The sequence below is a fragment of the Pseudobacter ginsenosidimutans genome (genome assembly GCF_007970185.1).
GTDB classification, from domain to species: domain Bacteria; phylum Bacteroidota; class Bacteroidia; order Chitinophagales; family Chitinophagaceae; genus Pseudobacter; species Pseudobacter ginsenosidimutans.
Window position 1 is genome coordinate 6,016,498 of record NZ_CP042431.1, and the last position, 11,682, is coordinate 6,028,179.

Consider the following 11,682-nt stretch of genomic DNA (forward strand, 5'->3'; position numbering starts at 1 on the left):
CCATTCTGAGCAAAGGTGAAATGAATAAGCCGGCCTTCAAAACATAAGCGCAACAGTCAATAGAAATACCTAAGCCCCATCTCTCCTCACCACAGCCCGATAAATATCCTCCCGCGGCGGTATGTTTTACAGCCGGCGTTTCATTTCCCTTTGCGAAGTACCGCCATAAAAAAAGCCCGGCATCTCCGCCAGGCTTGTTATAAATTATGCAGCATTATCAAGGAACAATCTCTCCTTCCAGATCATAATCATATGCCTTCGTGATCTTCACATTCACAAACTCGCCTATCGTCAGTTTCTTATTCGTCTGGATGATCACTTCATTGTCCACTTCCACACTGTCGAATTCTGTCCTTCCCAGATAGCGGCCTGATTCTTTTTTATCGATGAGGGTCTTGAAGGTTTGCCCGATCTTTTCCTGGTTCTTTTCGAAGCTGATCTCCTGCTGCACTTCCATGATCTCCTGTGCGCGCGCTTCTTTTTCTTCAGCCGGGATCGTGTCTTCCAGATCGTAGGCGGAAGTATTCTCTTCATGAGAATAGGTGAAGATCCCTACCCTGTCGAACCTGTGTTGTTGCAGGAATGATTTCACGGTTTCCACATCATCGCGGGTTTCGCCGGGGAAGCCGGTGATGAGAGTGGTGCGCAGGTGAATGCCGGGAACGGTTTCGCGGATCGCGTGTATCAGCTCGTCCATTTCCGACTTGGTGATCTGGCGGCGCATGGCTTTGAGCATATTGTCGCTGGCATGCTGCAGGGGCATGTCGAGGTAATTACAGATATTATCACGCTGACGCATTGCATCCAGGATCTCGAGAGGGAACTTGGATGGATATGCGTAATGGAGGCGGATCCATTCCAGTCCTTTTACATCGGCCAGGCGATGCAGAAGATCATTCAGGCTGCGCTTCTTATAAATATCCAATCCGTAATAAGTGAGTTCCTGTGCAATCAGCATCACCTCTTTCACGCCCATGCTAACGAGTTTCCCGGCTTCCTTCACCAGGTCTTCCATGGTGCGGCTCACGTGTTTGCCACGCATGAGCGGGATGGCGCAGAAACTGCAGGTGCGGTTACAGCCTTCGGATATTTTGAGGTAAGCGTAATGTTTAGGAGTGGCCAGAAGGCGTTCGCCGATCAGTTCGGCCTTGTAGTCTGCCTCGAATTGTTTCAGGATCAGTGGGAGCTCCATGGTTCCGAAATAGGCGTCCACTTCGGGAATTTCGGTCTCGAGATTATTTTTGTAACGCTCACTCAGGCAGCCGGTTACATAAACCTTATCAAGTTTTCCTTTACGTTTGAGCTCAACCTGGTCCAGGATGGTATTGATGGATTCTTCCTTGGCCTTGTCTATAAAGCCACAGGTATTCACGATCACGATATTGTGGTCTTTTTTCTGGTTTTCATGCACCACATCGATCTCGTTGGCCAGTAGTTGTCCGCTCAGTACTTCACTGTCTACCATGTTCTTGCTGCAGCCGAGGGTAATGATATTTACCTTGTCCTGTTTTCTTGTTCTTGTTTTCATACCTGTGGGCGCAAAGGTAACTACATTTAAAATATGCGCCGAACCTATTATATTTACCGCGGATTTTGGGGATCCATATTATTGACTTTTATGGATTTAACTGATGATTGACGGTTTCAGGCAGGTTTGGCATAGTTTTTTAGAAGCATTCATCATTAAACAATCAAAGTATGAAAAAGTTATCGGTTGTGTTAGCCCTGGCGTTTGTGGTAGGAATGGGTTCTTCTGCTAAAGCGCAGGCGCTGGGTTCAGATTACAAGACGGCATTGGGTGTGAAATTCTACCCCGGCGCCATCACATTGAAACATTTTATCAAGGATGATGCAGCTCTCGAAGGATTGCTTTCATTCTGGAGATACGGTTTCCGCCTCACCGGTTTATACGAATACCACGGCGATATCAACAATGCTCCCGGACTGAAATGGTATGTAGGTGGCGGTGCGCATATCGGCGCCTGGAACAATGAGTGGAAAGACCGTTACCCAAACCGAGACAATGGGGTTCAATTCGGCGTTGATGGTGTTCTGGGTCTTGATTACAAGATCAAGGAAGCTCCGATAAACCTTAGCCTCGACTGGCAACCTTCGTTCAACCTTGTAGGTTATTCCTATTTTGAAGGCGGATGGTTTGGACTGGCCATCAGGTATACCTTTTAGATTTAGCTATTGAAAAAAAATCATTCGAAGGGTGTTGTGCAAACAGCACCCTTTCCTTTTTATTTAAGGTATGATCCTTTAACTTTAGTTGCTACGCCAGTACCCTCCATCTATCCCTAAAATAATTAACATGAATGAGGTTCAGTTGTTGGAAGCAACTATCAAAACAAGTATTCCGGATTCACTGAAAGCCATCATTATCGATCCTCCTCCGATCAACATTGGCAAAAACAGGTTCCTGCGGATCTCTGATGAGTTTGAACAGGAGAATACCCTCCATCAGTTTCTGACGGTGGATGAGATGCAGGCCGGCTGGCTGGCGCTCGCAGATGATGCTGATTTTGCCGGCGAACAAATCCTTCAGTTTGCAGAAACTTTGGGGAGTCCGATGATCTGTATCGGGATCGGCGATCACAACAAAGGCCAGATCATTGTTTTCGATTATGATCTGTATGCCAGCAAAGTTGCCGGTTCTATGGAGGAATTTTTGGCTATGCTTTACTGATTCCACAAAGTTTGACTGCTTTCAGGTATCGGACAATCGTTTAACTGGTTACATTCGCATCCTCCCCGCCTTCCAATCATTCCGAATCAAAACAAAATTCATGAGATCAGTTTTACTGACTGCGCTGTTTTGCCTGTCTGCCTGTTTGTTTTTCCAATGCTCAAAAGAAAACAAAGGTAATGTATCCGCTGCGCCACTCACCGCCAGGCCGCAACACAATACCAGCAATTATGGATTGTACAAGGGAGTGTTCACCGGTTCTACCGGTATCATCGTGATCAGTCTAAGAAACGAGAACGATAATGTTTTCGCAACGGCCCGCATCGATGGCGCCTTATACCATTTCACTGCTGTAGGGATCTTAGAATTGAACAAACCAACTTCCCTGCTATTCAGGAACAGTAACAGTTCATTCAATTTTATGGTTTATGGCGATGGAAGCACACCAACCATCTCAGGATTGACTATTGAAGCACATCCCGGCGCCAGCATCATCCTCTTCAAGGAAAGGTCCGATGCGCTGGTGAGATGTTATGAAGGAACTTTCACCGGTAGTCAGCAGGGCACCTGGAACCTCATTGTACGGAAACATGAATTGACAGGCCTGGTGAAAACAGCAGGTACTACAACTATTGCAAACGGTATCGTGAAAGCTGATCAGACCATTACCGGGGGACTGAACAACGGCGCCACTTTCGAAGGGAAATTTGTAAAGAACGATGTGGCCGGCACCTGGCAGAACAGTACGGGTGATTTAACAGAAAGCGGTGTATGGACCGGCATACGAACTTATTAGAATACGGAATGCCGGCAGTTGCCCGCCTCCCGGCGAGTGACTGCCGGCACTCTGATTTATTGTAATTGTGTAACCCTTGCAAGATTCGCCTCTGCAATCTGTTTCACCCTGCTTGCTGAAGCCGCCGAGTTGAATTCATCAGGAGCCGTGTGCAGCACATAATCCAGCAACTGCTCCACAGTAGAAACTGCCACATGCATGCGTGTATCGGAAGATGCATAATAGATGAACACCTTTCCATCTTCATCGGCGATCCAGCCATTACAGAATAATACATTCGATACATCGCCGGTACGTTCATCTCCTTCCGGCGCCATGAAATAACCGGCAGGTTTCGCTATCAGTTTCGTGAGATCATGCAGATCGGTGAGGAAAAGATAGAGTGTATAACGGAGACCAGCAGCCGTATTCCTCACGCCATGGGCCATATGCAGCCAGCCCTTTTCCGTTTTGATCGGAGCCGGACCGAGCCCGTTCTTCGCTTCATAGATGGTATGATATCTTTTCGGATCGATCACCCATTCTTCTGTGATCACAGCATTTTCGATATTGCTGCACAAACCAAAACCGATCCCGCCTCCATTGCCTGCTTCGATGAATCCATCCTGCGGCCTTGTATAAAAAGCGTATTGACCATTCACGAATTCAGGATGCAGCACCACATTGCGCTGCTGGGGTGATCCTGTTACCAGGTTGGGCAACCGCTCCCAATCCGTCAGGTCCTTTGTTCTGGCAATACCGCATTGTGCAATGGCGCTGCTCTGATCTCCTGGAGCTGCATTGGGATCACGTTTCTCGGTGCAGAAGATGCCGTAGATCCAGCCGTCTTCATGTTGCACCAGGCGGATATCGTAGAGATTGATGTCTCCATCCGGCAGCGCCGGCATCTGTATGGGATATTGACGGAACACGAAATTGTCTGTTCCGTTTTCGCTTTCCGCCACGGCGAAAAAAGATTTCCTGTCGGCCCCTTCCACCCTTGCCACCATCACATATTTATCATCCAACTTAATGGCTCCCGCATTGAATACGGCATTGATACCAAACCTTTCCATGAGAAAAGGATTGGTGCCTGGGTTGAGATCGTACCGCCAATACAGTGGCGTGTGCTCCGCTGTGAGCACGGGATGTCTGTATCGAACAAAAACACCATTGCCGGTTTCCTCAGGTATATTGGGCCTTTTGATCAGTGATGCATGTTCCTCCTTCAAGCGCTTCAATCTCAAATCGAAATTCATCTGTTATTCTTTTCTATTTTTTTAATACAATCCGATATCGTCCAGGTATACTTCCCGTGCAGCGCCGGAGAATTCTTTGATGATGATATTGGTCAATGTGGCAGGGTTTCCGAGATTGGTGAACGGGATCTGGAAATCGAGCCATTTGTCCGCTTCATTGATGGTAAGTGTATAGCCTGCTGTTTCGTTGCCGCTGGCAGATACTTTCACTTTTTTGCCGATGGAATTCTGCCCAACGTAAATGGAGAACTTGATACCTGTATAACCAGCCGTGCTCAGTGTGGGCGCATTTTTGGAGATGCGGAAAGCACCCCAGGCATTCCAGGTACATTTGACGGAATTGCTTCCACTTCTTACCGGCGTGGCATTGTTCAATACGAAAGTGCCGCCGAAAGAACTATTGTACCAGGTAGCTGCCGCTGCTTCATCAAATACCATATAAGCGTAACCGAAGATCAATCCTGATTTGACGGTACCGCTGGCCGTTGTAACATAGATATAGCCCAACTGCACGCCCGCCGGAACTTTCACCTTGATCTCGCTTTTGGTGGATGAAAGGATCTGCGCAGGTGTATTATCGAACCTTACTTCAGATACGCCTCCGAAATAGTCGCCTTTGATGGTTACTTCATCATCGGCCACCCCTCCTACCGGATCGAAGGAATAGATCACCGGTGCGGGCTGCAAAATGGTATACTGGTAAGTATCTGAGCCAAATGGCGTGGTAACGGTGATGGGGTTCTCGGATGGATGTGGCAGTATTGCCGGGATCTTCACAGTTACACTGGTATCGTCAGACCAGATCAGGGAATCGGCAGCAGCAACGGTGTTGAACACTACCGATTGTGTACCGGAAAGATGCTGTCCCTTGATCATGATCCAGGTGCCATAATCTGTTGCAGGGAGCTGATTGTTCCTGTCGGTAAGATTGGTAACGCCGGTGATCTTTGGCGGTAGCGCATCCACTGATTTGCTTTTCTTGCAACTAACTGCCAGTAATAACAGTACAGGTGCCATCAGCAGGTATATCGATTTGATCTGTTTTTTCATATGAGGCAATTTGAAATGAAGTATGAATTACCAGCCGGGATTATTTCCGGGGATCGACTGATTTGAATTGATCTCACTCAATGGTATGGGCAGCAGTAAATTCCTTGGCGCCCTTACCTTGGAGATATTGTTCTGACCTGTACCGATCTTGTTCATCACCTGGAGATAGATGCCCCAGCGCATGAGATCAAAACGGCGCACTCCTTCCAGTGCAAACTCGCGCGCACGTTCCGCGATCACGAAGCTGCGGAACTGTTCTTTGTCCATTCCTGCGGGAGCTTCAGTAGCATGAGCCCTGTCTCTCACCTTTTTCAGGTACGTATAAGCTTCGGTGGTAGGTCCGTCGTTGGCTTCATTGGCTGCTTCTGCGTAGATCAGGTAGATCTCAGAATAGCGCATCAGCGGAAAATAAGCGTCGCTGTTGGCCAGTGTGGGATCCGAAACATCTGCATATTTGATCACATAGGCGCGATCATCTGTAGTACCGTTATTATTGTAGGTCACTCCATTAATTGTTTTGTAGATGGCTGCCTGCCAGGAAGGATAGAAATATTTGGTGCCGGTATTGGTGGCATAATTGTGTACAACGCCATCGAGTACGCGAAGATCAGCATCTTCATAATCGAGGTAGTGATGGTTTGTGAACCAGGTGGCGCCACGGCCGAAAGTAGACAAAGCAGAGAAATAATTATGCAGGTTGTTCATGAAAGCCGTACCAGTCATGGATTGTACCTCCCACATATGCTCGCGCCTGTTGCGGCTTCCCTTCGCCCATAATTCTTTCCAGCTGTCGTAGAGCGAGTATTCATTATCCAGGATCAGCTCCATCGCCTTATCCCTTGCCAGTTCTGCATAATGTTTGCTGTCGATATTCTCATAACCGGCAACGATATTTTTCGCATAGGTATAGTAGCCATTGTCCTGCCCTCCCCGAACGCTCACATTGCCTGTTGCGGCACCGGATGCCATCGTGAGATAGGTTTTGGCCAGCATGCCTTTGGCCAGTCCGCGTGTAACGCGACCAAGCTCTCCGGCCTTGGCATGACCTGCCGGGAATAACATCGTCTCAGCTTTTTTGAAATCTGCGATGATGGCTGCGTATACCTCTTCTACGGATGCACGTGGCCTGTTCCTTTCGGGATCCTCGGAGAGTGTCATTGTTCTGATGGGCACTCCGCCATAGAGTTGTACCAGTTGGAAATAGGCCCAGCCGCGAAGGAAATAGCATTCACCCAGTATGCGTTGCTTGATCTCAGCATCGATATCCGTTTCCAGTTTTCCAACATTTTCGAGAACGGTATTGGCTCTGCCGATGATGGTATAACAACCTACCCATGGTCCGTCCACACCCCAGTATCCCTGCGGGTTTCCGGCTCCTGATGTACCCAGGAACCAGTCGGCCCCGGAAACATGATCATCATCAAGAACCGTCAGGTTCCAGAATGGCTGCTGATACATTTCCCAGGTGTTGAGTGCGCTGTAAACACCGTTCATCGCAATCTTCGCATCGCTTTCGTTCTTGTAGAAATTCCCGGGAGAATAGAATGAGTAAGGAGTTTCTTCCAGCGCTTTTGTACAGGAGCCCAGAGAAAGCAGGGCGGCCGGAATTACCAGGATCCTGCAGGCTTTATTGATATAATGAGAAATATTGTTATTCATGATAGTAATGTTTTAGAAACTGCAACGCAGACTGAGTGAGTAAGTACGGGAGTTGGGATAGCCGCCGAGGTCTACACCAAACATGGCGGGATTGTCGCCATAGCTGTTCACTTCAGGATCGAAGCCGCTGTAATCGGTGAATGTGAAGAGATTGTTCACGCCGAAAGCAAGACGGATATTGCGGATATTCCTGATCATGTTTTGCGGGAAATTATAGCCGATGGTCACATTCTTTACGCGAACGAAACTGCCGTCTTCAATGAACCGGCGGGTGAAGAGCATATTCCTCCAGAACTGGCGCATGGCTTTTGGGCCGGTGGCTTTGGAATTATCCTTCCCTTCCACCCAGGCGCCGTTGAGCATATCTTCCGTTACATTTTTGCCTGCTCCGAAATTATCGTTGAAGCGGGTATTCATATTGATGACGTCGTTGCCCTGCACGCCATTCACGAAAATGGACAAATCGAAATTCTGATAACGGAAATTGTTGGTGATCCCGAAAGTGTAATTGGGATTTACATCGCCGATGACAGTTTGATCGGAAACGGAAATGGAGCTGGGGTCTTTATCGAGGTTGCGGTATTTTACCTCACCGATCATTCTTCTGATGATGCTGTTATCATTTCCGGTGTAGAGCGGTGAGTTGCGTACTTCCGCTTCATTATCAAAGAAACCATCTTCAACATAGCCGTACAGCGCGCCGATAGGCAAGCCAACACGTTGAATGAATGGCGCGTCTCCGGTAGAGATATTGGCTGCAAATTGTTCCTTGAGCCCGCTGCCCAGTTCAAGTATCTTGTTCCTGTTGAAAGCGATATTGGCGGCGGCCTTCCATTCGAATTGCTTATTACTTACAAGTCTTGCGTCCAGCGCCAGTTCAATGCCTTTGTTCTCCACGGTGCCTGAGTTGCGCAGTTGTCTTTCGAAACTGGTGGAAGGCGCAGTGGTGATGTATTGTAAAAGGTCTTTCGTCTTTTTGTAATATGCGTCTGCATGGAAATTGATCCTGCCATCGAGCAAACCCAGGTCCACACCCAGGTTATAGGCGGTAGTGGTTTCCCAGATGAGTGAATCATTGGCGGGGCCGGCGTATACATCATCTGCAAGGCCGGTATATTGTGTTCCGTCGAAAGGATAATTGTACACAGCCAGTTTGGCAAGCGAAGAATAAGCGCCAATACCCTGGTTGCCTGTTTGTCCATAACTCACGCGAAGCCCCAGTTCATTGATCCATGAAACCTCTTTCATGAAATCTTCCCTGTGTATTTTCCAGGCAAATGCTGCTGAAGGGAAATTGGCCCATTTATTGGTCTTCCCGAATTTACTGGAACCGTCACGGCGAATGGATGCAGTGAGAAGGTACTTATCGAGCAGTGAATAATTGATCCTGCCCAGGAAGGAAACCAGCGCAGAGCTGTATCGGTTATTCGTGACCGGCATGATCAGCGCTGCGGCTTTGAAGTTCTCATTTTCCAGCTGATCGTTGGGGAAATCCTTGGCTTCCGCACGCTTCCACTGTCCTGATGTTTTTTCATAAGTAGCAGCGCCCATGAAATTCAGCGAATGCTCACCGAAGCTTTTTGCATAATTGATGATGCTTTCTGTAATCACGCTGGTCCAGAGATTATCCGATTTCAATCCCCATCCCCTGGCGCTAAAACCTTCGTATACAGTCCGGGGATAATACTGGTCCCTGGTATTACCGCCATAGTTGAAGCCCAGGTTCTGGCGGAATTTCAGGTCTTTGGTGAGGTTGATCTCGAGGAAATTGGAAGAGAAGATGTTCAGGGCATTTACCTTGTTGAGCACATCATTCGTATAGATGACAGGGTTAGTAATGAAGTACCCCTCCCCTGATCCATCATATTCTTCGATGGTGGAAATGGTGGTGGGATAAGTGAGTGCGGCCCTGATCACGCCGGCACTGGCGGCATCGGATTTATCCGTGCCCGTTTTCACCCCCCGTGTAATGCCATTGGATACAGCAGTACTGGTACCGATACGGAAGATCCTGCCCAGGTTCCTGTTAAGGTTGAGATTCAGACCCATCTTGCGATAGCCCGAGTTTTGAATGATACCTTCCTGGTCCATATAATTGAAGGAGATACTATGGTTTCCGTTCTCATTGGCGCCGGAGATATTGGCGGTGTATTGCTGCTGAAAGCCTTTTCTGAAGATCGAGTTCTGCCAGTCCGTATGATCATTCTCGAACTTTGAAAGATCGGGATAGGGATCGTTGAATGTGGCGCCTTCGTATTTCCTGGCATTGGCATAGGAAAGGTTCTGGAATTTCGCATATTCGAGAGGCGACAACATCTTCAGTTTTTTGGTCACTTCAGCAACGCCTACATTGGCGAGCACTTCTACTTTATCTCTTCCCACTTTCCCTTTCCTGGTGGTGATCAGCACCACACCGTTGGCGCCGCGTGAGCCGTAGATGGCGGTGGCGGAAGCATCTTTCAGCACATCGATCGATTCAATATCCGCGGGATTGAGGAATGCCAGCGCATTGAGACTTTGCTTTTCATCTTCACCAATCGCTGAAGGTGTAGAGCCACTGCTGCTGTTGTTGAAAGGAACGCCATCGATCACGTAGAGTGGTTCGGTGCCGCCCAGAACGGAATTGCTGCCGCGGATGCGAATACTGAGACCTGCACCGGGCGCGCCATCGTTCTGCGTTACATTCACACCGGCGAGCTTGCCCTGCATGGCCTGCAGTACATTACCGGGGTTATCGCGGATCAGGTCTTCCCTGCTGATCCTTTGAACAGATCCGGTGAGATCTGATTTCTTAACGGACCCATATCCCACTACAATCACGTCGGAAAGCGAGGAAGCCAGGGGCTTCAGTTGTATCGTGTATACAGCAGCGTTGGTGATTGGAACGATTGCACTGTCCATTCCCACATAGGTCACTACCAGCGTGGTAGCGCCTGCGGGAACTTCGAGGAAGAACTTACCCTGTGCATTTGTTTTGGTTACAAGGCTGGTTTTTCTGATGCTTACCGTAGCATTGGAAAGCGGTTCCCCGGTTTCGTTGGTAACGGTGCCGGCAATGGGTTTTGCCTGCGCCAGGCACTGAATCCCGGCAAGTACAAGCAACAGGAGGTTAAAGAAAAACTTTTTTCTCATAAAGCAATATCGTTTGACCAAAAGTATATCTTATACCCTCATACGAATAGTACTTTATTATCCTCCTTTTGTACTTTATCAGAGCATTTTCTCCTGGCGATTTATCAGACAATGCATATAGCTATGAATAAGATTGCGTAATATTGATTTGGATTGATGCGGATTCCCGCAAGTGAGATTGTATTTATTTAACTCATTTTAAGTAGGATATGCTCAAGGAGATAACCCCTCTCACCTCGAGTGATTGCTTCACCATCTTCACCCGAACCAAATCAGAGTTCAACTTCCCCCTTCATTATCACGAAGAGCTTGAACTTAACCTGGTGATCAACGCCAAAGGCGCCCGTCGTATAGTCGGGAGCGTTATGGAAGAGATAGATGATATCGATCTCGTACTGGTAGGCTCCAACCTGCCGCATGCCTGGAAGAACCACAAGTGTGAGAGTACAGAGATCCATGAGATCACGGTCCAGTTCCATAAAGACCTCTTCGATGAAAAGATGCTACGCAGGAACCAGCTCCATTTTATCCGCGAGATGTTCGAGCGTTCCAAATGCGGCATCCTCTTTTCCCGCGAAACAGCACAGGCGCTCAGCGGCCGGTTGAAAGACCTGCAAACGCGGCAGGGCTTCGACTCCGTGATGGAACTGATGAGCATCCTGCATGATCTGTCTGTATCGCGCAATGCCCGCCTGATCTCTGATGCAGCTTTTGCTCAGGTGCAACCCAGTCATAGCAGCAGAAGAGTTGAAAGAGTGATCGAATACATCAATCAGAACTTCGATAAATCAGTTCAGCTATCCGATGCGGCCAAACTCGCCAATATGACCAAGGTCTCCTTCAGCAGGTTCTTCAAGGCGCAGACAGGAATGAATTTTATCGATAGCCTGCTGGAGATCAGGCTGGGTCATGCTTCCAGGTTATTGATAGATACCAACAGATCGATTGCCGAAGTGGCTTATCATTGCGGGTTCAATAATATCTCCAATTTCAACAGGTTGTTCAAGAAAAAGAAAGGATGTACTCCGAAGGAGTTCAGGGAGAATTATACGTATGAGAAGAGGGTGTTTATCTGATCCATTATACAAAGAGAAGGCCGCATCACTGCGGCCTTCTTC

9 protein-coding genes are annotated in these 11,682 nt (G+C 48.1%); 4 read left to right on the forward strand and 5 right to left on the reverse strand.

Annotation, left to right across the window (positions count from 1 at the left end; all coding sequences use genetic code 11):
* Positions 1–217 precede the first annotated feature (217 nt).
* Positions 218–1,528 carry a 30S ribosomal protein S12 methylthiotransferase RimO gene (gene rimO, locus FSB84_RS23705; RefSeq protein WP_130540333.1) on the reverse strand — a complete coding sequence of 437 codons (1,311 nt, stop codon included), beginning with the start codon at positions 1,526–1,528 and terminating at the stop codon, positions 218–220.
* A gap of 170 nt (positions 1,529–1,698) precedes the next feature.
* Here rimO and FSB84_RS23710 point away from each other — a divergent pair, with 170 nt between their 5' ends.
* The 3 genes from FSB84_RS23710 (at position 1,699) to FSB84_RS23720 (ending at position 3,485) form a co-directional block, all read left to right on the forward strand.
* On the forward strand, positions 1,699–2,184 hold the full coding sequence (locus FSB84_RS23710; protein ID WP_130540334.1) for a hypothetical protein: 486 nt from the start codon (positions 1,699–1,701) through the stop codon (positions 2,182–2,184).
* Between the two features lie 130 nt (positions 2,185–2,314).
* Complete coding sequence (locus tag FSB84_RS23715) at positions 2,315–2,689, forward strand: SMI1/KNR4 family protein (RefSeq protein ID WP_130540335.1); 375 nt, start codon at positions 2,315–2,317, stop codon at positions 2,687–2,689.
* A gap of 100 nt (positions 2,690–2,789) precedes the next feature.
* Positions 2,790–3,485 carry a hypothetical protein gene (locus tag FSB84_RS23720; protein ID WP_130540336.1) on the forward strand — a complete coding sequence of 232 codons (696 nt, stop codon included), beginning with the start codon at positions 2,790–2,792 and terminating at the stop codon, positions 3,483–3,485.
* A 56-nt stretch (positions 3,486–3,541) separates the two neighbouring features.
* On the opposite strand, the gene FSB84_RS23725 is transcribed toward FSB84_RS23720, so the two are convergent.
* From FSB84_RS23725 to FSB84_RS23740, 4 genes are read right to left on the reverse strand one after another with little or no spacing between them, the layout of a single operon-like run.
* Positions 3,542–4,723, reverse strand: a complete 1,182-nt coding sequence (locus tag FSB84_RS23725) for a glycoside hydrolase family 130 protein (RefSeq protein ID WP_130540337.1) — start codon at positions 4,721–4,723, stop codon at positions 3,542–3,544.
* Positions 4,724–4,744: 21 nt separating this feature from the next.
* A complete protein-coding gene (locus FSB84_RS23730; RefSeq protein ID WP_130540338.1) occupies positions 4,745–5,773 on the reverse strand; it encodes an IPT/TIG domain-containing protein in 1,029 nt (342 codons plus the stop codon).
* 27 nt (positions 5,774–5,800) lie between these two features.
* Positions 5,801–7,432 (reverse strand): RagB/SusD family nutrient uptake outer membrane protein, encoded by a 1,632-nt coding sequence (locus FSB84_RS23735; RefSeq protein WP_130540339.1) that lies wholly within the window; start codon positions 7,430–7,432, stop codon positions 5,801–5,803.
* Between the two features lie 12 nt (positions 7,433–7,444).
* A complete protein-coding gene (locus FSB84_RS23740; protein WP_130540340.1) occupies positions 7,445–10,564 on the reverse strand; it encodes a SusC/RagA family TonB-linked outer membrane protein in 3,120 nt (1,039 codons plus the stop codon).
* 209 nt (positions 10,565–10,773) lie between these two features.
* Between FSB84_RS23740 and FSB84_RS23745 the strand changes: the two genes are divergently transcribed.
* The gene (locus tag FSB84_RS23745; RefSeq protein ID WP_130540341.1) at positions 10,774–11,640 is read left to right on the forward strand and encodes a helix-turn-helix domain-containing protein; all 867 of its coding nucleotides are present in this window, start codon (positions 10,774–10,776) and stop codon (positions 11,638–11,640) included.
* Positions 11,641–11,682 lie beyond the last annotated feature (42 nt).